This is a genomic window from Streptomyces minutiscleroticus (genome assembly GCF_014650875.1).
Classification (GTDB): Bacteria; Actinomycetota; Actinomycetes; order Streptomycetales; family Streptomycetaceae; genus Streptomyces; species Streptomyces minutiscleroticus.
Map to the genome: position 1 here is coordinate 1 of NZ_BMVU01000005.1, position 22,877 is coordinate 22,877.

Sequence of the window (22,877 nt, forward strand, 5' to 3'; positions counted from 1 at the left end):
GCGGACCCGACCGGGTCGGGTCCGCGACCTCCGGGGGCCTTCGTACGCGCGGACGCGCCCCTTCTCGCGCCCGCGTCCGGGACCGCACTCGTCCTCGCATCCGCCCTCGCGTCCGGGATCCGCCCCGGGCCCCGCCCGCGGCGCACGGCGCCTCACACGTACCGGTAGATCCCGCTGTGGTCCTCCAGCTCGTCCGGTGTCACGTCCCACGGCGGCATCCGCTCGTGCCGCGCCACCACCCGGCGGTACTGCCGGTCCCTCGGCCCGGGCGGCGCCTCGGGCAGGTAGCGCGCCCCGCGGTGCCGCTTCTGCCAGCGCGACCACTGCAGGTCCACGAACGAGTGGTGCAGCCAGAAGACGGGGTCGTTGACCGACGCGCCGCCGAGCATGTGGCCGCCGACCCACCGGTGCACCCGGTTGTGGTTGCGCCACACCACGCCGCCGCTCCCGCGCCCCCACCCCTCCAGCTTGTTGCGGAAGCCGTCCTCGGAGGTCGAGTTCCAGGGCGCACTGTCGTAGACGGGGTCCTTCAGCGCCTCGGCCAGGTCGTCCGCCGTGGGCAGGGCGACCGGGTCCTTGGGGCGGCCGAAGTCCCGCATGAGGTACGCGCCGTCGGTCACCGACTCCTTGACCACCCACTTCTTGTGCCGGTACGCGAACGGCCCGGTGGTCACCTGGTGGTCGGAGCGGCGCCCGTTGCCGCCGAGCAGGTCGTCGCCCCACAGGGCGGCCGACGGCGTGCGGTCCCTCGTCCAGTCCCAGTACGGCACGCTCACCGAGGAGTCCACGCGCCGCAGCGCCCGCTCCAGGTCCAGCAGGAACCGCCGGTGCCAGGGCAGGAAGGTCGGCGCCATGTGGGCCGTCCGCAGTCCGCCCTCGCCGTCGGAGACGTAGTACTCGATGTGCATCCGGACGAACTCGTCGTACTCGCCCCTGCGTTTGAGCTCCAGGAACGCCTCGACGAGCCGCCGCCGCTCCGTGCGCGTCAGCTTGTTCACGTTCTTACGCGTGTACGCCATGGGGGTTCCCCTCGGCCCGTGCGCCGGGCGGGTGCAGCCGCAGCGACGCGCCGAGTTCGTCGACGGCCGCGCGGGTGGCCGCGAGCGGCGTCGGATACGACTGGTAGTGGTCGAGCATGGTCAGGTAGCCGCCGTCCGCGCGCCGCATCAGGTGCAGCGGGCGGCCGTCGACGGTGACGTACCAGGCGCCGCCGCGCGAGGCGTCACGGCCGCCGCCGTGTCCGCCGTGTCCGTCGTGCCCGTCGTGTCGGTCGTGTTCGCCGTGTCCGTCGCGGCCGCCGTCGTGCGCGGGAGCCGGCGCGGCGGCCCGTGCCGCGCCGGGAGCGGGGGCCGGAGCGGGCGAGGGGGCGAGAACCGCGGCAGGCACGCCTCGGATGCGGTGTCCGCGGTACACCTCGTCGAAGGAGAGGTCGCCGTCCGGCCGGGAGTCCCCGTCCGGCTGCGGGTCCCCGTCCGGTGACGGGCCGTCGTCCGCCTGCGTCGTTCCGACCGCTCGCGCCTTCCCGTCCGGCGAGGGCCGGGGCGTCGCCTGCGGGGGCCAGGGGTGTGCCGTCAGGGGGACCAGGGCGCCGGCGAGGGCGGTCGCGCCCATGCCGCGCACCGCTCCCCGCAGCAGGGCGCGACGCGTCCCGTCGCGGGCCGGCGGTACGGCCCTCGTGCTGTCCCCCGGCCCGGGCCCCGTACCGTCTCCCGGCCCGGTCTCCGTGCCGTCCTCCGGCCCGACCGGCTCCGGTGCGTCGTCGACGGCCATGGCTCTTCTCCCCCATGCGTCCCGCGCGCCCCTCGGCGCTGTTCAACACTGCTCGGCACTGCTCGGCGTTCTGTCATGCGCGCACCCGCAGCACGGACAGACGGACGGACGTACGGGCGGGTGTGCGGACGGGCAGGCGGGTGGACCGGTGCCGCGTCAGCGCAGGCCGCGGGCCGGGAGGAGGCAGTGCGCCGCGCGGGTCAGGGTGTCGTCGTCGCCCACGAAGGCGGCCAGGTCCTCCGGCGCGACGGGTTCGCCGGGCCGGGCCTGCGGCCAGGGGCGGCTGGTGAACAGGAAGTAGGCGTAGCCCCGTTCGCCGGCCGCGGCGAGCCACTCCGGCGGCACGCCGCACCGGGCGTTGAGGTAGGGCATGGTCACGAGCGCCCGGCCGTCCTCGACGAGGAGGGTGACCGGCAGGTCCGGCCGGCCGGTGCCGTCGACGATCTCGTCGCCGGGCGGCAGGCCGTTGTCCCGCAGCAGCCGCTCGACGGCGGCTCTCGCGCCGTCGGGGCCGCCCGCGCCGTCCCCGAGGGAGTAGGCGAGCAGGAACGGCATGTCCCCGTCGGGGTGTTCGCCGCTCCAGGGCATCACCGCGAGCGTGCCGAGGTCGGCGGCCTCGAAGGGCAGGGTTTCGCTGGGAGTCGAGGTCACCGCGGCACCGTACGACGCGTCCGGGCACGGCGGAACGCGCTCTCACCCGGGTGGAGCAATACGCCGGGGCTCTCCACACGAACGGGCGACGCGGCGGGCGGGCGGGCGCAGCGCGAAGGCCGGTCCCGCTTGCCGGAACCGGCCTCCCGAACGGCGCGGCGTGCCCGCGCGGACCCCGTGTCAGCCCTGGAGCGGCAGCCCGCCGAGGAGGTGGGAGGTGGGGGCGTCGGCCGAGTTCAGGTTCTCCGTGACGTCGTTCACGGCGTTGAGCACGGAGCCCTCGTTCTCCGTGTCCAACGCGTTCGACTGCACCGGCTGGACCTCGAGCGGGTGGCTGAGGACCCTCTCCAGACCACCGTTGAGGCTGGTGGGCGGCATCACGTCGGAGGCCTGCGCGGGCGCGGCGGCACCGGCGGCGGCCAGGGACCCGGCAACGACGGCGACGGCCTTGAGAGACTTCATCGGGATCCTTTCTTCGGCGACCAGCGTCGCCCGGGGGCTTCTCACCGGCCGGGCGTCGCGGACGCCGGCCTCGCACCGTGCCCAACGAGCGCCGTTCACCTGGGAAACTCTCGTACGTCCCACTTTTCTCCGCACACCTGGACGGAAGTCCGGCCGCACGGACGCGGGTCCGCCCGCCGGGCGGAGGACGGACCGGGCCGGGAGCGGCCCGGGGACGGCGCGCAGCCGTCGTGCCGGCCTCTCGGCGGCCGGCACGACGGCTGAGGAGGAGGACGGCGCCCGCTTCGCCTCGGGAGCCGCTCCCCTCGTGCGGTTCTTTTCCTGCGGTCCGTCCCCGCAGTTCGTCTCTGCGGTCCGTCCGCCGGAGGTTGTTTCCCCGGGGCTCGTCCCGCGCTTCCCTTCCGGGGTCCCGCTCGCGGAACGGGCCGGTCAGCCGCGCTGGAGGCCGGTGGCGGGCAGGGTGGACGCCTGCTGCCCCGCTTGGCGCGCGGCGCTGTCCTGCCGCCCGGGAGCCGCGCCCTCGGGCAGCCCGGGCGCGGCGCCGTCCTGCCGCTCCGGGGCGGCGTTCTCGGGGTTCTCGGGCCGGCCGGACGTGCCGGACCCGGACGCGCCGGACCCGGACCCGCTGCCGAGGAGCGTGGTCTCGACCAGGTCGGTCAGCCCCTTCACCACGCTCTCGGACCGCTTGCCCACGGTGGTGGCGTCGTCGCCCGCGACCGCCCGGACCAGCGCGTCGACCGCGGTCAGCAGAGCGCTGATCACGCTCGTGCGGTCGCGGACCTTCGTGTCGCCCGGCGTCTTCACGGCCCGCGGGCTCTGCGGGAGCAGCACGCCCGCGCCCTTCGCGGCCTGCTGGTCCTGCTGGTCCTGCCGGCCCTGCTGGTCCTGCCAGCCCTGCTCGCCCTGCTCGCCCTGCTGGTCCTGCGCCGGGGGCACCGCCTGGCCGGGGACCGACGGAACGCCGGACGCCGCCTGCCCGTCCGGCAGGGCCGGTGTGAGGGGCACGGCGGGCGCGTCCGGCGTCGCCGCGGCCGGGGGCCGGGCCGGGGTCTGCTGCGCGGGCGCCGCCGACAGGCCGTCCAGGGCGGTCCTGATCTCGCCGGCGAGTCTGTGCACCTCGGTCTTCTGCTCGGCGGAGAGCTGCCCCGTCTCGGCCTTGAGGGCCGTGTCGAGCAGCTCGGCGGAGGGCTGGAGGACGGCGCCGAGCTCACCGAGCGCCCGGGCCTGCCGGAGCAGTTCGGGAGAGTCGGCGGCCGCGGCCCGGTCCCCATGGCGGACGTCGCGCGCCGCGTCGTGTCCGGCCGCCACCGCGGCGGGCCCGGCGGCACCGGTCAGGAGGGCGGCACAGAGCGCGGCGGTCGCGATACGCCGTGCGGGCAGAGCGCGCATGGAGAAGTCCTTCCGACAAACGAGACGGATCTTGTGCCCACCGTGGAAGCGGTCGTCGCCGCCTGCAACCGTTCGCGAGCGGAGCGTATCCGTGCGAGTCCTCTCCGGACGCCGTTGTCGCTGGTGAGACCTCATGTCGCGGTGCGGCGGGCACCGTGCGCGGCCCTCCGTCCATTCGGGGCAACGCGAACCGGCCGCCCTCCCCTGCGGGAGAGCGGCCGGCCGTGCTGCTGCGGTCGTCAGTCGTTGACGCAGGTGTTGCCGAACGCCGGGTTCAGCAGACCGATGACGTCGATGGTGTTGCCGCAGACGTTCACCGGGATGTGGACCGGGACCTGCAGGACGTTGCCCGACAGCACGCCCGGGGAGTGGGTGGCGGCGCCCTGCGCGCCGCTGTCGGCGGCGGCGACGCCCGCGGTGCCCGCGACGGCGGCGGCGGCAACAGTGGTAAGGACCAGGCCCTTCGCGATACGCGACATGGAGAGGTGCTCCTTGGAATCGGCAAACATCCGGGCGGGATACCCGGCCCTTGATCAACGCGTGAGGCATCCGGGAGTTGCGCGTCCGAACAGGTGACGTCGCGGGCGAAGGGCGCCCCCCTTTGCGACACAGTCGCCCTTTTTCACCGATAAGTACGGACAGCTATTACAGTTCGGTTCGCCTCAAGCCGCCCGCAGCTCACGGGAGTCGGCGCGGGCGCCCCTGTGACGTACCCCGCCCCTCACCGCCGCGCCGCCCGGCCCGCCTTCCCGCTCCCGCCGTCCCGGCCCTCCTCCCGCCGTTCCCCGACGGCCGCTGCCTCCCTCTCCCCTCCCCCTTCGTTCACCCGTCCCACGGCCGTCGCGCGGTCCGTGAGCGAGGAGACCTCCCATGCACCTGTCGGCTGCCGGCCCCCGGCCACGGATCCTGCACGTCTCGCAGCCCGTGGACGGCGGAGTGGCACGGGTGGTGACGGACCTGGCCGGCGCACAGCTCGCCGCCGGTTCGGACGTCGTGGTCGCGTGCCCGGACGGCGGCGGGCTCGCCCCGGCGGTCCTGGCGCTGGGCGGCGGCGTACGGCTCTGGGCCGCGGCGCGCGCCCCGGGTCCGCGGCTCGTACGGGAAGTGCGCGCGCTGCGCCGGATCGTGGAGCGGACGCGGCCCGACGTCGTGCACGCGCACAGCGCGAAGGCGGGGCTGGCCGCGCGGCTCGCGGTGCGCGGGCGGGTGCCCACCGTCTTCCAGCCGCACGCCTGGTCGTTCGAGGCCGTCGGCGGGGCCGCCGCCCGGCTGGCGCTGAACTGGGAGCGGTGGGGCGCCGGATGGGCCGACCGCATCGTGTGCGTCAGCGAGGCCGAGCGGCGCACCGGTCTGCGGGCCGGCGTCGCCGGGCGGTGGGCCGTGATCCCCAACGGGGTCGACACCGGCCGCTTCTCCCCCGCGCCCGCGGACGCGGACATGAAAACGGACATGAAAACGGACACGGACACGGACGCCGTGGCGCTTCCGGTCCCAGGACCCGCGGGTCCGCTCGTGGTCTGCGTGGGGCGGCTGTGCCGGCAGAAGGGGCAGGACGTCCTGCTGGACGCCTGGGACGCGGTACGGGCACGGGTGCCGGAGGCGCGGCTGGTGCTGGTCGGCGACGGTCCGGACGGCGCGCGGCTGCGGGACCGCGCGGCCGGCTCCGTGCGGTTCGCCGGCGCGGTCGCGGACCCGCTGCCCTGGTACCGGGCCGCCGACCTGGTCGTCCTGCCGTCCCGCTGGGAGGGCATGGCGCTGGCGCCGCTGGAGGCGATGGCGTGCGGGCGGCCCGTCGTGCTGACGGACGTGGACGGCGCCCGCGAGAGCCTGCCGGCCGGAGCCGCCGCGCACTGCCTGGTGCCGCCCGGCCGGCCGGAGCCGCTGGCCGCGGCGGTCACCGGGCTGCTGCTCGACCCGCCGCTGCGGGAGGCGCTGGGCCGTCTGGGCCGCCGTCACGTGCGGGACGCGCACGACGTACGGCGCACCGCCGCGGCCGTCGCCGCCGTCTACGGCGAACTGCTCGCTGCCCGCGACACCGGGACCGCGGGACACGCCGGACCCGTACGGCACGCCGGACCCGTACGCCGTGCCGGAGCCGTACGCCGTGCCGGGGGCCCGGTGGCCGCCCGGCGCGAGGAACACGTGGAACACATCGAGTGCAGGGAGTTCCTCAAGCCGTGACCACGGAAAGTACCGTTCCCCCTCCCGCCGGCCGACCGCGCGCGGTACGGCCCGGCCCTCCGGCCGCCCCCGCGGAATCGGCCGCCGCTGCGGGGCGGGGTGCCGCCGTGGGGCCGCCCGTCCCGGCCGCCGCGTTCGTCCCGCCCGCTCCGCCGCGTGCCGCGGCCGGCGCCCCCCGCCCCCGGTTCGGCGGTCTCCGCTCCCGGGCCGACGGCACGGGGGCCCGGACCGGCGGCCGTCCCGCCGCGCGGCGCGCCGCCTGGCTGCCGCTGTTCGCCGTCGATGCCTGCGCCGCCCTGCTGGGTGGGCTGGTCCTGGAGCCGGGCCGGCGCCACCCGCTGCTGCTCACCCTGCTGCTGCTCGCCGTGACCCTGCTGAACGCGCGCGGAGCGCTGTACCGGCCCGCCCTCGCGGCCACCGCCCTGGACGAACTGCCCGCCGTGTGCGGCCGGGTGATGCTCGGCTGGTGTGTGCTCGCGGCGGTCCTGGCGGCGCACGCACCGGCCGCCGCGCTGCCCGCGTCGACGCTCGCCGCCGGCTGCGCGCTGCACGCGGCGGCGGGCTGCCTCGGCCGGGCCGCCGTGCACGGCGCGCGCCGCCGGGCGCTGGTCCGCCGGCCCCGTGCGGCCCTGGTCGTCGGATCCGCCGCGGCGGCCCAGCGGGTGGCCGCCGCGTTCCTGCGCCGGCCGCGGTGCGGGGTGCGCCCGGTGGGCGTCGTGGCCGGGCACGACGCGGGAGGCGCCCCGGGGCTGCCCGTCCTGACCACCGAGGAGGAGGTCCGGCAGGCGGTCGCGCGCGACGGCGTCCGGTCGCTGCTGGCGGTCGGGCCCGACGGCGTCGAACGGGCGCTCCTGCTGCGCTCGCTCGGCGCGTGGGGCTGCGAGATCTGGGAGGTCCGGACGGACCCGGGCACCGACGCTCCCCCGGAATGGCTCGCCGGCTTCTCCTGCCGGCGCCTCCCCGACCACGTACCCGGGCGCGCGTACGGAGACGGGTCCGGGCACGCTTGCGGAAACGGGAACGGACATCCGTACAACGGCGGGACCGGGCACCCGTACGGCAGCGGGTGCGACGGCGTCGCGAAGCGGGTGCTGGACGTGCTGGGCGCCGGGGCGCTGCTGGTGGCGGCGGGCCCGCTGCTGCTGCTGTGCGCGGCCGGGCTGCGGCTCACGGCCGGGCCCGGGGTGCTGTTCCGGCAGGAGCGGATCGGCAAGGGCGGGCAGCCGTTCACGCTGCTGAAGTTCCGTACGCACCGGCCGGCCGACGCGCACGAGGCCGCCACGCGCTGGAGCGTGGCGGACGAGCGGGGGATGGGCCGGTTCTGCCGCTTCCTGCGGCGGACCTCGCTGGACGAGCTGCCGCAGCTGTGGAACGTGCTGCGCGGCGACATGAGCCTGGTCGGGCCGCGGCCCGAGCGCCCCCACTTCGTCCACCGGTTCGGCGAGACCTACCCGGGCTACGCGGCCCGGCACCGGACGGCCGTCGGCATCACGGGCCTCGCGCAGGTCAACGGCTTGCGCGGGGACACCTCGATCGAGGACCGCTGCCGCTTCGACAACGCGTACATCGACACCTGGTCGCTGTGGCGGGACGTCTGCATCCTGCTGCGCACCGCCGCGTCGCTCGTCCGCCCGGCGGGGAGCTGAGCCGGTGCGCCCCGCCCCGGCCGCTCCGTCCCCGCCCCCGGTCCCGGCGGCTCCGGCTCCGGCTCCGGCACCGGCACCGGCACCGGCACCGGCTCAAGTCCCGGTCCTGGACTCGGGCTCGGGACCGGTTTCGGCCTCGGCCTCGGCCTCGGCTTCGATTCCGGTTTCGGTCCCGGCTTCGGCCGTCGTCCTCCGTCGGGTGCGGGCCGCACTGCCCGTCCTGCCCGTGGCCGCGCTGATCGGCGCGGCGGCGCTGCCCGCGGGCGCGGCGGGGGCCGAGGGCGGTGCCACCCCGGCCGACGCGGTGTCCGGGCTGGTCGTGGCGGGCTGCGCGGTACGGCTGCTGCGGCTGCGGCGGCGGCCCCTGTCGCGTACCGCCGCCGTGGTCCTCGGGCTGCCCGTGGCGGGTGTCGCCGTCGCGGCGGCCGGGGCGGTCGGGGCGGTCGCGCCGGCCGTCGGCCTCACCGGGCTCGTCCGCTGCCTCCAGGTCTTCGTGCTGGTGCCGGCGGCCGTCCTGCTGCTCGTGCGGGACCGCCGTGACCTGCGGCTGGTGGCCTGGTCGCTGGTGGGCCTCGCGCTGTGGCAGGGGGCGGTCGGGGTGCGCCAGTACGCCACCGGTACCGGGGCCTCGTACCGGGGCGAGGAGATCCGCGCCGTGGGGACGTTCGGGGCGGGCGACGTGATGGGAATGGCGACCGTGGTGTCGTTCGGGGTGGTGGCCGCGGTGGGGCTGGCGCTCGGACCGGGGCCGGTGCGGCGGCGGGCGGTGGCGGCCGGGTGCGCGCTCGTGCTGCTGGCGCCGCTCGCGGTGTCCTTCAGCCGGGGGGCGTGGATCGCCACGGCGGTGACGTGCGCGGCGCAGCTGCTGCTGGCCGGGGCGCGGCGCGCGGTACGGGTGTTCGCGGCGGCGGCCGCCGTGTGCGTGGTGCTGGTCGGCGGGTTCGGGGCCGGCGGCGCGCTGCTCCAGGAGCGGGTCGCCAGCATCACCCGGGTCGCCGACGCGCCGGACCAGTCGGTGACCGACCGGTACACGATGTGGGCGGCCGCGGCCGGCATGTGGGCCGAGCGGCCGCTGACCGGCGTGGGGCTCAAGGCGTTCCCCGAGTACCGCGACGGCCACGCCTCGCTCGCCCTGTCCTCCGGCAGCGACACGGACGGCGCGGGCGCCTCGTTCCGGCGGCAGCCGCTGCTGTCGCCGCACAACATGTACCTGCTGGTCCTGGCCGAACAGGGGCTGCTGGGGCTGCTCGCCCTGGCGGGCGGCTGGCTGGCGCTGCTGGTGTGCGGGCTGCGGCGCCTCGTGCGCGTACGGCGCGCACCGCACCCGTGCGGACGCGGTTCCGGCCTCGACTGCGCGCTCGTGGGCTGCGGCCTGCTGCTGTGGCAGCTGGTCGACTTCGCCTACGCGGACATCGGCGGGCCGTCGACCGTACTGACCGCCGTGGTGCTCGGCGTCGCCGCGTGGTGGGCGCTCGCGCCCGGCGAGGAGGCGCCGCGATGACACCGGCCTCCCGGACCAGGGCCTGGCCCCGGGGCCGCACCCCGGGCACGGACACGGACACGGGCGCAGACGCGGGCGCGGGTACGGACACGGACACGGGCGCAGACGCGGGCGCGGGTACGGACACGGGCGCAGACGCGGGCATGAGCACCGGGACGCCGCCCTCCCCGGTTCGCGGCACGACCGTCGGCGTGGCGACCGTCGACCCGGCCCCGGACCCGGACCCGGAAGCGGGTCCGGAAGCGGGTCCGGGCTCCGTCCCGCACCCGCACGGGTTCCTCGCCCGCGCCGCGCTCGTCACCGCCGCCCTGTCGGTCGCGGGCGCGCTCCTCGGGCTCGGGCGGGACCAGGCGCTGGCGCACCTCTTCGGCGCGGGGGCCGGGACGGACGCCTTCCTGGTGGCCTGGACCGTGCCCGAGGTGGCCTCGACGCTGCTGATCGAGGACGGCATGGCCTTCGTCCTCGTACCGGCGTTCAGCGCGGCCCTGGCGCACGCGGCCCGGGGCACGGACGGCGACCCGGTGCGCGCGCTGGTGCGGGCGACGCTGCCCCGGCTCGCGCTCGCGTTCGCGGCCGCGGGGGCGCTGCTGATCGCGGGGGCACCGCTGCTGGTCCCCGCGCTCGCGCCGGGCCTGCCCGACCGGGCCCTCGCCGTCGACTGCACCCGGCTCACCGCGACCTGCGTCCTGACCTTCGGGCTCGCCGGGTACGGCAGCGCGGCGCTGCGCGCGCACCGGTGCTTCCTGGCGCCCGCCGCCGTCCAGGTCGCCTACAACACCGGCATCATCGCGACGATGGCCGTCCTCGGCGGCCGCTGGGGCGTGCGCTCGGCGGCGGCCGGGGTCGCCGTGGGCGGCTGCCTGATGGCGGCGGTCCAGACACCGCCGCTGTGGCGACGGCTGCGCCACCGGACCACCCGGCCCGTGACGGTTCCGCGGCCGACGCCGGCGCAGGCCCCCGTGCCGGCACCCGCACCCGCAGAGGGCGTGTCCGCAGAGGGCGTGTCCGCAGCGGGCGTACCCGCACCCGCGAAGGAAGCGTCCGCACCCGCGGAGAACGGGCCCGCGCCCGCGTCCGCGGAGAAGGGGTCCGCGCCCGCGCCCGTGCCCGCCGAGAACGGGTCCGCGTCGCGCCCGGTGGCGTTCGCGCTGGTCGCGCCCGTGCTGCTGTTCGCGCTGTGCCGCCAGGCGCAGGTCCTCGTCGAGCGCTTCCTCGCGTCCGGCCTGCCCGCCGGGGCCATCTCGCACCTCAACTACGCGCAGAAGGTCGCCCAGATCCCGATGACGCTGTCGCTGATGCTGTGCACCGTCACCTTCCCGGTGGTGGCGCGGGCGCTCGCCGAGGGCGACACCGAGCGGGCCCGCGCCCGCGTCGAGCGCGACGTCGCAGTCGCCTCGTGCCTCGTGCTGCTCGGCGCCGCGGCCGTCTTCGCCTGCGCCCCGCAGATCGTGCACCTGCTCTTCCGGCGCGGCGCGTTCACCGCCGCGGACACGGCGGCCACGGCGTCCGTGATGCGCGTGTACGTCCTCGGGCTGCTCGGCCACACGCTGGTGGGCGCCCTCGTCCGCTCGTACTTCTCGGCCGGGCGCCCCACCTGGTACCCGCTGGCCGCGATGGGCGCGGGCCTCGCGGCGACCTGGGGGCTCGGCGCGTGGGCCGTCGGCCCCTGGGGCGTGCGCGGCATCGCCGCCGCCAACGCCGTCGGGATCACCGTCTCGGCCGGGCTGCTGCTGGCCGGGCCGGGCGGACGCGCCGTCCCCGTCCGGGTCCGCCCGGTGCTGCGCGCGCTGGCCGGGCCCGCCGTCGCCGCCTGCGGCGCCGCCGCGGCCGGGCTGTACTGCGCGGAGGCGGTCGCCCCCGCGTCGGCCGGCTCCCCCGCCCCCGGTCTGGCCGCCGGCGGCGCGGCCGTCCTCCTCGTCCACCTCCTGCTGCTCCGGGTGTGCGGCGCCGACGCCGTGACCCCCCTCCTCCGCTCCGCCGTACGAAGGATGCCGCATGCCCGTCGTGCCCTCTTCCGCCCGCGTTCCCGTCCCCGCCCCCGCTCCCGCGCCCGTTCCCGCTGAGGGCGCCCGCCCCCGCGTACGGTCCGGCGGCGCGCCCCCGTGGGTGGCGATGTACCACTCGGTGGGCGACTGCTCCGACGACCCGTACCGGGTCACGGTCTCGCCCGGCCGGCTCGACCGGCAGCTGGACCGGCTGCGCCGCAGCGGGCTGCGCGGCGTGAGCGTGGCCGACCTGCTCGCGGCCCGCGCCCGCGGCGACGCCTCCGGCCTGGTGGGCCTGACCTTCGACGACGGTTACGCCGACTTCCTCGCCGAGGCCCTGCCCGTCCTGCGCCGCCACGGCTTCGGCGCCACCGTCTTCGTCCTGCCGGGCCGGCTCGGCGGCGACAACGCGTGGGACCCGCTCGGCCCGCGCAAGCCCCTGCTCGACGCCGACGGCGTCCGCCGCGCCGCCGCCTGCGACGGCGTGGAGGTCGCCTCGCACGGCCTCACCCACCTCGACCTCACCGTGGCCGACGACGCGACGCTGGGCGCCGAGGTCGGCGGCAGCCGCGTCCTCCTCTCCGGGCTGACGGGCCGTGAGGTCACCGGCTTCTGCTACCCGTACGGCGCGGTCGACCGGCGCGTCGCCCGCGCCGTCCGCGCGGCCGGGTACGCCTACGCGTGCGCCGTCGACCCCGGCCCGCTGTCCGGGGCCTTCGCGCTGCCCCGCGTGCACATCGGCGAGAAGGACACCGCGTGGCGGCTGCTCGCCAAGCGCGGCCTGCACCGGCTGCGCCGCCGCGCCCTTCGGGAGGACCCCGTAGCACCCCGGGAGGCGACGACGCTCCAGGAGGGGACCGCGTCCCCGGAGGACCTCGCGTCCCAGGAAGGGACCGCGCTCCCGAAGGGGCCGACGCGATGAAGGTCCTGCACGTCATCACCGGCCTCGGCGTGGGCGGCGCCGAGCAGCAGCTGCGCCTGCTGCTGCGCCATCTGCCCGCCGACTGCGACGTGGCGACCCTCACCGACCCGGGCCCGGTCGCCGACGGCCTGGTCGCGGACGGCGTGCGCGTCGTCCACCTCGGCATGGGCGGCAACCGCGACCTGTCGGTCCTCCCCCGCCTGACCGGCCTGATCCGCGCGGGCCGCTACGACCTCGTCCACACGCACCTGTACCGCGCCTGCGTGTACGGCAGGCCCGCCGCCCGTCTCGCGGGCGTCCGGACCGTCGTCGCCACCGAGCACTCGCTGGGCGCCTCGCAACTGGAGGGCCGCCGGCTCACCCCGGGCGTGCGCGGCCTGTACCTGGCGAGCGAGCGGCTGGGCTCCGCCACCGTCGCCGTGTCGCCGACCGTGGCGGAACGACTGCGCCGCTGGGGCGTGCCCGCCCCGCGCATCGAGGTCGTGCCCAACGGCGTCGACGTGGACCGCTTCCGCTTCGCCCCGGCCCGGCGCGCGGCCGCCCGGCGGCGGCTCGGCCTGCCGGACGGGGCGTTCGTCGTCGGCGGCGTGGGCCGCCTCACCGCGGGCAAGCGGTTCGACGTGCTGGTCCGCGCGCTGGCCCGGCTGCCCGAGGAGGTGCGGCTGCTGCTGGTCGGCGGGGGTCCCGAGGAGGCCGCGCTGCGCCGGACGGCCCGGCGCACGGGCGTCGCGGACCGCGTCCTGTTCGCCGGGGAGCGCCCGAACGGCCCCGGCGATCCCGTACATCCCATCGGGTCCGCACACCCCGCCGGGTCCGCACACCTTGCCGGGTCCGCACACCTCGGCGGGTCCGCATACCTCGGCGGGTCCGTGCACCGCGGCGGGTCCGTGCACCGCGGCGGGTCCGTGCACCGCGATGGGCCCGTACACCCCGCCGGGTCCGCGTACTGCGCCGATTCCAGCGCCCTCGCCGCCCCCACTGACCTCATCATCCCCGCCGCTCCCGCCACTTCCGCGGATCCCGCCGACCCCGGCGACTCCACCGACCTGCCCGCCCTGCTCGCCGCGATGGACGTCCTCGCCTCGCCCTCCGCCGAGGAGGCGTTCGGGCTGGCCGTCGTCGAGGCGCTCGCCGCCGGGCTGCCCGTCCTCTACGTCTCCTGCCCGGCCGTCGAGGACCTGCCGCCGCGCGCGGCGCCCGCCGCCCGGCGCGTACGGGGCGACGCGGACTCCTTCGCCCACGCCCTGCGCTCCCTGCGCGAGGCCGGCCCGCACACCCGCTCGGTCCCCGAGGCCGTCCACCACTACGGCATCACCCGCAGCGCCACCCGCCTCATGGCCGTCTACGCGGCCGCGACCCGGCAAGGAAGGTCCTCATGACGCAGAAGCCGACCGGTGGGCAGCGCCCGCGGAGCCGGACGGGACGCCTGGCCGCCCGCGCGAGGTCGCTGCCGCCCTGGTCGCTGCTCCTGGCGGCCACCCTGTCCTGCGGCCTGGCCGGCGGCGCGTACGGGGCGGTCAGGACGCCGCAGTACACGGCCACCGGGTACGTCGTCGCCGTCCCCGTGGACGGGTCCGACCCGGCCGCGGCACTCGGCTTCGCGCAGGCGTACGGGCGGGTCGCCACCCAGCTCGCGGTGCTCGGCGACGCCCGGGCGCGGGCGGGCGTCCCGGTGGCCGTGCTGCGCGCGAGCGTGCGGACCGCGACCTCGCCGGACGCCCCGATGGTCGCCGTCTCGGCCACCTCCGCCCGCCCCGGCCTCGCCGCGGACATGGCCAACGCCGTCTCCCTCGCGCTGACCCGGCACGCCGAGGGCGCCCGGGACAGCACGCACGTCGGGCTCGTCCGGTTCGCCGAGGCCGCGCGCCCCGCCGAGCCGTCGTCGCCGGGTCCGGCGCTGACGGGTCTGGTCGGCGCGGGCGCCGGCGGACTGCTCGGCGGGCTCGCGCTGCTGGTGCGGCCCCGGCGGGATCCCGGCGCTCCGGCCGCCGCGCCCGTACCTGCCCCCTCGCAGGCCCCTGTGCAGGCCACCGCGCAGGCCGCTCCCGCCCCCGCCGCCGTCGCCACCGGGCAGCCGTGAGGGCGGAGGTGTGCGCCGACGAGCGGGAGTTCGCGGCGCTCGGCCCCGCGTGGGACCGGCTGTACGGGCGGTGCTCCACCGCGACCCCGTTCCAGAGCCACGCCTGGCTGCACTCCTGGTGGCTGTCGTACGGCGTGCCCGGGCGGCTCGGGGTCGTGCTGGTCCGCGACGCCGACGGCGAGCTCGCCGCGGCGGCGCCGCTGACCCGCGTCCTGCGGCCGTGGCCCGCGCTCGTGCCGCTGGGCGGGACGATCTCCGACTTCGGGGACGTGCTGCTCGACGACGAGCGCGCCGACGCGGCGGCCGGGGCGCTCGCCGCCGGGCTCGCGGCGGCCGCCCGGGGCGCGCTGGTGGACCTGCGCGAGGTGCGGCCCGGCGGCGCGGCGGAACGCGTCTACGCGCACTGGAGCGGACCGCGCCGCCGGGTGCCGGACTCGCTGTGCCTGGAACTGCCCGCCGCGCCGATGGACGACCTGGTGGGGCGGCTGGCGGGCGCGAAGGCCCAGCGGGCGCGCGCCAAGCTGCGCAAGCTCACCGCGCTGGGCGTGGAGCGGCGGGTCGTGCCCCCGGAGGAGACGGGCACGGCCCTGCGCCGGCTGCTCGCGCTGCACCGGATGCAGTGGCAGAACCGCAAGGTGACGGCGGAGCACCTGAAGGAACGGTTCGCCGAGCATCTGGTGCGGTCGGCGGCCCCGATGGTCCGGCGCGGCGACGCCGTCGTCACGGAGTTCCGGCTCGACGGCGCGGTGATGGCGGTCGACCTGACGCTGCTCTCCCGCGAGCTGGCGGGCGGCTACCTGTACGGGGCCCATCCCGGGCTGCGCGAGCGGAAGGCGGACGTGGCGACGATGCTGCTGCACGCCTGCGCCCAGCACGCCGGGACGGGCGGGCGGCGGACGCTCAGCCTGCTGCGCGGCGACGAGCCGTACAAGCACCACTGGCGGCCGCGCCCCGTCGTCAACCAGCGCTACCTCCTGGCCCGTCGGCGCACCGCCCCGCTGCTGGCGGCGGCCGTCGGCGGCCTCGCGGCCCGCGACCGGGGCAGGGCCGCGCTCCGGGCCCGGCGGAACCGGAACGAGGCCCGGGACCGGGGACCGGGCGGGACGGCCCGGACCCCGGGGAGCGGCAGCCGCTGACCACCGCACCCCGGCCGGTACCGGTCGGGCCCGGCCGGGCCACGCCCTGGCCGGGCCCGACTCGGCCACGCCCTGGCCGGTACCGGCCCGACCACGTCCTCACCGGTTCACGTCTCGGTGCCGGTTCACGGCCGGTGCCGTGTCCACCGGTCGTGGCGGAGGCAGAACCCGCCGCCGAGCCAGTACGCGGTCCAGCCGCCCGCCCACAGCGGGGCGCAGCCACGCGGCGGCACCGGCCGGGCGGGCGCGGGCACCGGTGTCCGGGAGGGCGCCGGCGACACCGGGTCCCCGTCCGTGCGCCCGAAGAGCGCGGACCGGTAGACGGCGGCCGCCCTCGGGTTGTCGCCGCAGGTCCACACGCCGTGCGGGCAGTAGTCGGTGAGCGTGTTGTACAGCGGCCGGTGCTCGTCCATCCACGCGAGCATGCCCCTCATGTACGTCGCGTTGTCCCCGTTGCGGAAGAGCCCCCACTCGGGGTACGAGACGGGCTTCCCGTGGGCCCTCGCGAAGTCGACGTGCGCCCGGAGCCCGTACGGCTCCCTCACCTGCTCCTCGAACGACAGCCCCCGCGGCTGGTCGTAGGCGTCCATGCCGATGACGTCGACCGTGTCGTCCCCCGGGTAGCACTCCGTCCAGGGGACGGCGTCGCGCCCCCGGCTCGGCGTGAAGTCGAACCGGAACCCCTGTCCCGGCACCGCGCGCATGGCGGCGACGATCCGGTTCCAGTACGCCTTCCATGCCTCCGGGTCGGGACCGCAGCGGTGGGTGTACGTGATGCCGTTCATCTCCCAGCCGGGCACGAGGACGGTGTCCGGGATGCCGAGCCCGACGAGCCGTTCGGCGAGGGCGCGGAAGTGGTGGTCGAACTCCCCGGCCGCGCCGCGCCGCAGCAGGGCCGCGACCTCCGCGTCCGGGACGCGCTCCTCGTTGCGCTCCAGCATGGGGACGTTGAGGACGAACAGCCGGTCGTCGCCGCCGCGCCGCCACTCGGCCCACGCGTCGAGGAAGCCGGGGGCGCCCTCGATGTTGCTCCACAGGTCGCCGGGCAGGTACGTGTGCCCGACGCGCAGGTCGGCCCCACCGAGCCAGCGGCTGAGCCCGGCCATCCGGGTCACGCCGCGCGGGCCGTAGTCCAGATAGGCCCCGAAGGCGGGCCGCTCGGCACCGGGAGCCGGCTCACCGGCTCCGGCGGACGCGGAGGGAGCGGAGGGCGCGGGGGCCGCCTCACCGGACGCGGACGGCACAGGCGTCCCGGGCACCGGCGTTCCGGAAGCGGACGCCCCGGACACCGGTGTTCCGGGCGCTGACGGCACGGGCGACGTGGTCGGGGCGACCGGTGCGGCAGGCTCCGCCGGTGCGGAAGCGTCCGTCACCGGCGCCGGCTCCGGGACTGGAACCGGAACCGGAACCGATGACTCTGCGCCTCGTGCCGCACCCGTACCCGCCGCGTTCCTCGCCCCCGTCGCGCCCACCACGCCCGACACGTCCGTCGCACCCACCGCGTGCCCCGCCCCCGGGACCAGGACGGCCGACACGAGGAGGCCGGCGAGGCCCGCGGCGCACGACGCGGCCAGGAACGCAGGCCGCGCCGTCCGTCTCCGCCGCACCGGGGCCATGCGCCGCTCCTCCCGTCACCGCTTCTCCTCCGTCGACTGACACTCAGTCACATGTCGGAGCGCGGCGCCACGGGAACTTCCGCGCCCGGAGGCGTCCCGATCCCCCACACGGACGAGACGGCGAAGGACACCCCCGCGCCGCGTCCGGGCCTGCGCCTCCGTGCCGTACTCCCGAGGGCCGGTCAAAGTCTCTTCCAGCACGGGGACTTGAAAGGGTGCACGCTGCGGGCCGGACCGGGACGGACCGGATCGGCGGCGGGAGCGGCCGGCCGTGCACACGGCCGGCCGCCCGGTCGGCCGTTCGCGGTACGCCGGACGCTCCGGACGCAGCGGCCGGGCCGACGGCCGTCCGGAGGGCGACGCGAAGGGCCGGGACGGCACAGCCCACCGCTGCGCACCGTCCCGGCCCCGATCTCGTACACCGCTCGCGTCGCCCGCACCGCCCGCCGGACGTCCGGACGGCGCCGTGGCGGTCTGCCACGAGAGTGCCGCGAGAGAGCCGGACGCGGTCGGCCGTCCGGCACCCGAAGGGTCACCGGCCGGCGGCGGCCCGTCCCCTGCGGTACAGCATCGCTCCGCCGAGCAGCAGGCCGGCACCCGCGCCGGAGAGCGCGAGCATCTCCCCGCTGCCGGTGTGCGCGAGGTGCGCGGACTCGCCCTGCGGGGCGACGACCGACCGGCCCTCGACGGACGTGCCGGGCCGGGGCTCCTCGCGCTCCGGCTCGTCGCGGCCGGACTCCTCGTACTCGGGCTCCACCTGCTCGGGCTCCTCGGGCTCGGGTCCCTCGTGCTCGGGCTCCTCGGCCGGCGGGGTGTGCGGGGGCTCCTCGGGGGTGTCCCCGTAGCCCTCCGGGACGTTCTCGCAGTCGTTGCCGAAGACCGGGTTCAGCAGGCCGATCACGTCGACGCTGTTGCCGCACGCGTTGACCGGCACGTCCACGGGGACCTGCCCGTTGTTGCCGGAGCCGACACCGGGCGAGCCCTGTGCGACGCCCGACGCCGAGGCGCCGTCCGAGCCGTGTCCGCCACCCCCGTGACCGGTGTGACCGCTGTGGCCGTCGTGACCGGAGTCGCCGTGGTGCGCCGCGTCCTCCTGGCCGTACCCGCCGTCGTGTCCGGCGCCGTCGCGCCCGGAGTCGCCGCGTCCGGAGTCACCGTGCCCGGAGTCGCCGTACCCCGATCCGCCGTGTCCGCCGGACGCACCGTGATGGCCGCCCTCGTGCTTGTCGTCGTGCTTGTCGGAGACGTTGGCACAGGCGTTACCGAAGGCCGGGTTCAGGGCGGCGACGACGTTCGCCGTGTTGCCGCACGCGTTCACCGGCACGTCCAGCGGGACCTGGACGTTGTTGCCCGACAGCACGCCGGGGGAGTCGGCGGCGACCCCGTCGGCGTTCGAGTCGGCGAACGCCTGGGCGCCGGGGCCGTAGAGGGAGAAGATGCTCGTCGCGGCGGCGGCCGCGACCATTCCCCTGCTCAGGGTCTGTCGCACTCTCGTAGTCTTTTCTTCTTGTAGGGGAGGTAAAGCCGGCCCTGGAACCGGGAACGGGGTCCAAGGCCGGCGTGTCACAGCTGTACTGCCGTGCGCTGCGTCAGTCGTTGGCGCAGGCGTTGCCGAACGCCGGGTTCAGCAGGCCGATGACGTCGATGGTGTTGCCACAGACGTTGACCGGGACGTGAACCGGAACCTGGACGGTGTTGCCGGAGAGGACGCCCGGCGAGCCCACGGCGGCACCCTCGGCACCGGCGTCGGCGAAGGCCGGAGCGGCCATGCCCAGAGCCATCACGACACCGGCGAACACGGCGGCAGTCTTCTTGTGCATCACGTGCTTCCCTTTCATTGCGGTCATGCCCCTATTGACGGCCGAAAGGCCGGACGAACACAACTTGAACATGCTCGCGCCATGACCCTGCGGACTATTAACGAGGAACAGACAAAAGAAGAAACTACGGAACGTGCACCACAGCGGAATTCACCCGAATGCAGGGCGCGGAAGTGGCGGCACTTCCCAGGAATCGCAAGAAGCACGTCGCCGCCGCTTTCTTCCCGCGAGGACACGGACGGACGCGCGGCGGCGCCACGGTTCCACGGCGCCGGCTCCGGGAGCCGGCCGCCGTTACGGGGAAGCCCGGGCGGACCGCACACCTCGTCGGCGCGGGCCGCCCGGACTGCTCCGGCGAGGACTCAGTCCTCGATGGCCGCCGACAGGGCCGAGACGTCCTCCAGGATGTGCGACGCGGCACCGTCGCGCTTGGCCTGCGTGGAGTTGTCGTCGCACTGCTGGGCCAGGTCGTCCGACAGGATCGGGACGTCCTGCACCGCGACGGCGATGATCTGGACGACGACGTTGATGTCCTCCAGGGCGACGCACGGCTTGTTCAGCGTCCCCTCGACCAGAGAAAGCTGCGGGCTCATGTCGCCCGCGGTCCCCGAGTTGCCGTACGAGGACGAGGCGCCGTTGCCGCTGGCCGCGGTCGGCCCGGAGTCGTCACCGATGGCAAGCGCCTGGGGGGCAGCCGCCACCGACATACCGATGACAGAAGCGGCGGCCGCCGCGGCGACCATGGCCTTCTTGAGCACTTCGTGTTCCTTTCGTCGTAGCGACGCATGTCCTACGGCCTCATCAACCGGGCACATCAGGATTGGTTGCGGGTGTTCACCCGGTTGGCCGCAGGCACCCACGGGAGAACCCGGACCCGTCCGATTCGGCGAACCGCCGTTCACCCCCCGGCGTCAATTTACGGATGAGCCGACCGGGTGAATAAGAGAAACCACATCGCGCGCGCCCAGTTGACCAGTGCACTCCGGTCGACGGGGTTTTTCTAGGAAAGGACTGGCCAGTGTTCAAGAAGGTTGTTGCCACGGCGGCGATCGCCGCCTCCGCCATCGGTGCCTCCGCCGCCATGGCTCCGCAGGCGCTGGCGATCAGTGACGACAGCGGCCCGGTCGCGGCCAGCGGCAACGGCGCCTGGCAGAGCTACGGGAACTCGGCCACGTACGGCAACATGAGCCCGCAGATGGCGCTCATCCAGGGCTCCTTCAACAAGCCCTGCATCGGCCTCGAGGACATCAACGCCGCCGTCCAGGTCATCGCCGTCGCGGTGCAGGACCTCCCGATCCTGTCGGACGACCTGAACCAGCAGTGCACCGAGAACTCCACGCAGTCCAAGCGCGACGGTGCCCTGGCGCACCTGCTGGAGGACGTGTCGATCCTGTCGCACGCCGCCGAGGACTGATCCCGACGAGCGACGCAGCGGGCCGCCGGATTCCGGCGGCCCGCTGTCGTGTGCCGGGCCGCCGGGCCGGACGGGCCGGCCGAGCGCCCGGCACCGGCACCGGCACCGACGTCAACACCGGTCCGGCACCAGCACCAGCACCAGCACCAGCACCAGCACCACCGTGGCTGCGGCAGCGACAGCGGCACCCGCAGCGGCTGCCGCCTCAGCCCCCGTACAGCGCCTCGATCTCGTCCGCGTACGCCTCCGCCACCGCCTGCCGCTTGACCTTCAGGGACGGGGTGAGCAGGCCGTTGTCCTCGGTGAACTCGCCCTCGACCAGGCGGAAGGCGCGGATGGACTCGGCCCGGGAGACGGCCTCGTTGGCGTGGTCGACGGCCCGCTGCACGTCCTCGACCATCCGCGGGTCGCGCACCAGCTCCGACAGCGGGGTGCCGGCGGGCATCCTCCGTACGGCCAGCCAGTGGGCGACGGCCTCGGGGTCCAGGGTGATCAGGGCGCCGACGAAGGGGCGGTTGTCGCCGACCACCATGCACTGGCCGACCGGGGCCCGGCTGCGCAGCCGGTCCTCCAGGACGGCGGGCGAGACGTTCTTGCCGCCGGTGGTGACGAGGATGTCCTTCTTGCGGCCGGTGATGGTGAGGTAGCCGTCCTCGTCCAGGGCGCCGAGGTCGCCGGTGGCGAACCAGCCGTCGGACAGGGCGGCGGCGGTGGCCTCCGGGTCGTTCCAGTACGCGCCGAAGACCACGCCGCCCTTGACGAGCACCTCCCCGTCGTCGGCGATGCGGACCGCGGTGCCGGGCACCGGCAGGCCCACCGTGCCGGGCCGGGGCGCCAGCGGCGGCACGACGGTCGCGGCGGCGGTGGTCTCGGTCAGCCCGTAGCCCTCGTGGACGGCGATGCCGGCCGCCTGGAAGAAGAGGGTGAGCTCGCGGTCGAGCGGAGAGCCGCCGCTGATCGCGTAGCGCATGCGGCCGCCCAGCTCCTTGCGGATGCGCCGGTAGACCAGCAGGTCGTACAGGGCGGTCGCGGCGTACAGACCCGGTCCCGGCCCCTTGCCCCGGCCGAGGAACCCGTTCAGGTACGCCTCGCCGAAGCGGACGCCGACGCGGTGCGCGCGGTCGAAGGAGGCGGCGCGCCCGATCCTCTCGGCGGTGGCCCGGCCGGTGTCGTGGATCTTCTCGAAGAGGTACGGGACGCCGACCAGGAAGGTGGGGCGGAACGCGCGCAGCGCGGGCCGCAGTTCGTCCGGCTTGATGCTCGGGAAGTGGCCCAGCTCGATGCGCGCCGTCAGGCAGGCGATCTGGAGGGTGCGGCCGAGGATGTGGGCGAGCGGCAGGAACAGCAGCGTCGACGCCGTCCGGCCGGTGGCCGCCTTGAAGACGGGGTGCAGCAGCTCGACGGTGTTGGCGGCCTCGGCGTGCAGGTTGGCGTGGGTGAGGACGCAGCCCTTGGGCCGGCCTGTGGTGCCCGAGGTGTAGCACAGGGTCGCGACGGTGCCGGGGGTGAGTCCGGCGCGCCGTCCGGTGATCTCCTCGTCGGCGATGTCGCGGCCCGCCGCGGTGAGTTCGGTGACCGCGCCCGCGTCCAGGACGTGGACGCGCGGGGGTGCGGGGTGGGCGGCCGTGCCCGCGGCGACCGCCTTCGCGTTCTCGGCGGTCTCCGCCACGACGACGCGGGCGCCGGAGTCGCGGACGATCCACTCGATCTGCTCGGGCGAGGAGGTGGCGTAGACCGGGACCGGCACGCCGCCGGCCGCCCAGATCGCGAAGTCCAGCAGCGTCCACTCGTAGCGGGTGCGGGACATCACCGCGACCCGGTCGCCCGGCCGGACGCCCTCGGCCACCAGTCCCTTGGCGACCGCGGTGACCTCGGCGGCGAAGGCGGCGGCGGTCACCGGGCGCCAGGCGGCCCCCTCCGCGCGGCGCAGCACGACGGCGCCGGGCGCCTCGGCGGCGTTGGTGAAGGGCAGGTCGGCGATGCTGCCGGTGGCGGGCGCCGGGACCAGCGGCGCGGTGCGCACCTCGCGCACCGCGCCGCCGCCGTCCCTGATCAGCTCGACCTCGCCGCGGGACACGAGGTCGGCACGTCGCCGTGCCCGTTTCAGATCTGTGCGTACGCCCATGACGGCTCCCGGTCGCGACTGGCGTGCGGGCGGAGGGGTGGCGCTTCCTTACTCCGGAGTCAACTTACCCGTGGGTCAATAAAAATCAACGGGCCGGGAGCGCCAGGATCCGCCCGCGACCCGCACGAGGAAGGCGTCCGTACGGGGAGGGTGCCGCGCGGCCGGATGCGCGGGTGCGT

The 22,877-nt window shown here is 76.3% G+C and carries 20 protein-coding genes; 9 read left to right on the forward strand and 11 right to left on the reverse strand.

What is annotated here, in order from left to right:
• Positions 1–152 precede the first annotated feature (152 nt).
• The 6 genes from IE271_RS08700 to chpG form a co-directional block, all read right to left on the reverse strand.
• Positions 153–1,019 carry a tyrosinase family protein gene (locus IE271_RS08700; protein ID WP_190189628.1) on the reverse strand — a complete coding sequence of 289 codons (867 nt, stop codon included), beginning with the start codon at positions 1,017–1,019 and terminating at the stop codon, positions 153–155.
• Positions 1,003–1,770, reverse strand: coding sequence for a tyrosinase family oxidase copper chaperone (locus IE271_RS43880; protein ID WP_373308734.1), 768 nt, complete (start codon positions 1,768–1,770; stop codon positions 1,003–1,005). The genes IE271_RS08700 and IE271_RS43880 overlap by 17 nt, the downstream gene beginning before the upstream one ends.
• A gap of 156 nt (positions 1,771–1,926) precedes the next feature.
• Entirely contained in the window at positions 1,927–2,421 is a 495-nt protein-coding gene (locus tag IE271_RS08710) for a DUF5949 family protein (protein WP_190189629.1), read from the reverse strand.
• A 180-nt stretch (positions 2,422–2,601) separates the two neighbouring features.
• Entirely contained in the window at positions 2,602–2,883 is a 282-nt protein-coding gene (locus tag IE271_RS08715; protein ID WP_190189630.1) for a hypothetical protein, read from the reverse strand.
• A gap of 429 nt (positions 2,884–3,312) precedes the next feature.
• Positions 3,313–4,272 carry a hypothetical protein gene (locus tag IE271_RS08720; RefSeq protein ID WP_190189631.1) on the reverse strand — a complete coding sequence of 320 codons (960 nt, stop codon included), beginning with the start codon at positions 4,270–4,272 and terminating at the stop codon, positions 3,313–3,315.
• Between the two features lie 239 nt (positions 4,273–4,511).
• On the reverse strand, positions 4,512–4,751 hold the full coding sequence (gene chpG / locus IE271_RS08725) for a chaplin ChpG (protein WP_190189632.1): 240 nt from the start codon (positions 4,749–4,751) through the stop codon (positions 4,512–4,514).
• A 391-nt stretch (positions 4,752–5,142) separates the two neighbouring features.
• On the opposite strand from chpG, the gene IE271_RS08730 reads away from it, so the two are divergent.
• From IE271_RS08730 to IE271_RS08770, 8 genes are all read left to right on the forward strand, one after another.
• Complete coding sequence (locus IE271_RS08730; protein ID WP_190189633.1) at positions 5,143–6,453, forward strand: glycosyltransferase; 1,311 nt, start codon at positions 5,143–5,145, stop codon at positions 6,451–6,453.
• On the forward strand, positions 6,429–8,099 hold the full coding sequence (locus tag IE271_RS08735; protein WP_444546141.1) for a sugar transferase: 1,671 nt from the start codon (positions 6,429–6,431) through the stop codon (positions 8,097–8,099). The genes IE271_RS08730 and IE271_RS08735 overlap by 25 nt, the downstream gene beginning before the upstream one ends.
• 199 nt (positions 8,100–8,298) lie before the next feature.
• A complete protein-coding gene (locus IE271_RS08740) occupies positions 8,299–9,600 on the forward strand; it encodes an O-antigen ligase family protein (RefSeq protein WP_229919204.1) in 1,302 nt (433 codons plus the stop codon).
• A 143-nt stretch (positions 9,601–9,743) separates the two neighbouring features.
• Positions 9,744–11,663 carry a murein biosynthesis integral membrane protein MurJ gene (gene murJ / locus IE271_RS08745; RefSeq protein WP_229919205.1) on the forward strand — a complete coding sequence of 640 codons (1,920 nt, stop codon included), beginning with the start codon at positions 9,744–9,746 and terminating at the stop codon, positions 11,661–11,663.
• A 49-nt stretch (positions 11,664–11,712) separates the two neighbouring features.
• The gene (locus IE271_RS08750) at positions 11,713–12,507 is read left to right on the forward strand and encodes a polysaccharide deacetylase family protein (RefSeq protein WP_229919226.1); all 795 of its coding nucleotides are present in this window, start codon (positions 11,713–11,715) and stop codon (positions 12,505–12,507) included.
• Positions 12,504–13,886 carry a glycosyltransferase gene (locus IE271_RS41765; protein WP_229919206.1) on the forward strand — a complete coding sequence of 461 codons (1,383 nt, stop codon included), beginning with the start codon at positions 12,504–12,506 and terminating at the stop codon, positions 13,884–13,886. The genes IE271_RS08750 and IE271_RS41765 overlap by 4 nt, the downstream gene beginning before the upstream one ends.
• Complete coding sequence (locus IE271_RS08765) at positions 13,883–14,587, forward strand: YveK family protein (RefSeq protein WP_229919207.1); 705 nt, start codon at positions 13,883–13,885, stop codon at positions 14,585–14,587. Before IE271_RS41765 ends, IE271_RS08765 begins: the two co-directional genes overlap by 4 nt.
• On the forward strand, positions 14,584–15,723 hold the full coding sequence (locus IE271_RS08770) for a GNAT family N-acetyltransferase (RefSeq protein WP_190189637.1): 1,140 nt from the start codon (positions 14,584–14,586) through the stop codon (positions 15,721–15,723). The genes IE271_RS08765 and IE271_RS08770 overlap by 4 nt, the downstream gene beginning before the upstream one ends.
• A gap of 125 nt (positions 15,724–15,848) precedes the next feature.
• On the opposite strand, the gene IE271_RS08775 is transcribed toward IE271_RS08770, so the two are convergent.
• The 4 genes from IE271_RS08775 to IE271_RS08790 all read right to left on the reverse strand — a co-directional run bounded on the left by IE271_RS08775 (position 15,849) and on the right by IE271_RS08790 (position 19,917).
• Positions 15,849–17,339: a glycoside hydrolase family 26 protein gene (locus IE271_RS08775; protein WP_190189638.1), complete on the reverse strand. Its 1,491-nt coding sequence runs from the start codon at positions 17,337–17,339 to the stop codon at positions 15,849–15,851.
• Positions 17,340–17,871: 532 nt separating this feature from the next.
• Complete coding sequence (locus tag IE271_RS43565; protein WP_308435163.1) at positions 17,872–18,828, reverse strand: chaplin; 957 nt, start codon at positions 18,826–18,828, stop codon at positions 17,872–17,874.
• A gap of 100 nt (positions 18,829–18,928) precedes the next feature.
• The gene (locus IE271_RS08785; protein WP_268256181.1) at positions 18,929–19,120 is read right to left on the reverse strand and encodes a chaplin; all 192 of its coding nucleotides are present in this window, start codon (positions 19,118–19,120) and stop codon (positions 18,929–18,931) included.
• A 401-nt stretch (positions 19,121–19,521) separates the two neighbouring features.
• A complete protein-coding gene (locus tag IE271_RS08790) occupies positions 19,522–19,917 on the reverse strand; it encodes a rodlin (protein ID WP_190189640.1) in 396 nt (131 codons plus the stop codon).
• A gap of 260 nt (positions 19,918–20,177) precedes the next feature.
• Between IE271_RS08790 and IE271_RS08795 the strand changes: the two genes are divergently transcribed.
• The gene (locus IE271_RS08795; RefSeq protein ID WP_190189641.1) at positions 20,178–20,573 is read left to right on the forward strand and encodes a rodlin; all 396 of its coding nucleotides are present in this window, start codon (positions 20,178–20,180) and stop codon (positions 20,571–20,573) included.
• A gap of 205 nt (positions 20,574–20,778) precedes the next feature.
• On the opposite strand, the gene IE271_RS08800 is transcribed toward IE271_RS08795, so the two are convergent.
• Positions 20,779–22,698: an AMP-dependent synthetase/ligase gene (locus IE271_RS08800; protein WP_190189642.1), complete on the reverse strand. Its 1,920-nt coding sequence runs from the start codon at positions 22,696–22,698 to the stop codon at positions 20,779–20,781.
• Positions 22,699–22,877 lie beyond the last annotated feature (179 nt).

Bases quoted from the DNA above. Each gene is read 5' to 3' on its own strand.
- IE271_RS08700 (WP_190189628.1), bottom strand. From the start codon at position 1,019: ATGGCGTACACGCGTAAGAACGTGAACAAGCTGACGCGCACGGAGCGG.
- IE271_RS43880 (WP_373308734.1), bottom strand. From the start codon at position 1,770: ATGGCCGTCGACGACGCACCGGAGCCGGTCGGGCCGGAGGACGGCACG.
- IE271_RS08715 (WP_190189630.1), bottom strand. From the start codon at position 2,883: ATGAAGTCTCTCAAGGCCGTCGCCGTCGTTGCCGGGTCCCTGGCCGCC.
- IE271_RS08720 (WP_190189631.1), bottom strand. From the start codon at position 4,272: ATGCGCGCTCTGCCCGCACGGCGTATCGCGACCGCCGCGCTCTGTGCC.
- chpG (WP_190189632.1), bottom strand. From the start codon at position 4,751: ATGTCGCGTATCGCGAAGGGCCTGGTCCTTACCACTGTTGCCGCCGCC.
- IE271_RS08730 (WP_190189633.1), top strand. From the start codon at position 5,143: ATGCACCTGTCGGCTGCCGGCCCCCGGCCACGGATCCTGCACGTCTCG.
- murJ (WP_229919205.1), top strand. From the start codon at position 9,744: ATGAGCACCGGGACGCCGCCCTCCCCGGTTCGCGGCACGACCGTCGGC.
- IE271_RS08750 (WP_229919226.1), top strand. From the start codon at position 11,713: ATGTACCACTCGGTGGGCGACTGCTCCGACGACCCGTACCGGGTCACG.
- IE271_RS41765 (WP_229919206.1), top strand. From the start codon at position 12,504: ATGAAGGTCCTGCACGTCATCACCGGCCTCGGCGTGGGCGGCGCCGAG.
- IE271_RS08765 (WP_229919207.1), top strand. From the start codon at position 13,883: ATGACGCAGAAGCCGACCGGTGGGCAGCGCCCGCGGAGCCGGACGGGA.
- IE271_RS08775 (WP_190189638.1), bottom strand. From the start codon at position 17,339: ATGGCCCCGGTGCGGCGGAGACGGACGGCGCGGCCTGCGTTCCTGGCC.
- IE271_RS08785 (WP_268256181.1), bottom strand. From the start codon at position 19,120: ATGGCTCTGGGCATGGCCGCTCCGGCCTTCGCCGACGCCGGTGCCGAG.
- IE271_RS08800 (WP_190189642.1), bottom strand. From the start codon at position 22,698: ATGGGCGTACGCACAGATCTGAAACGGGCACGGCGACGTGCCGACCTC.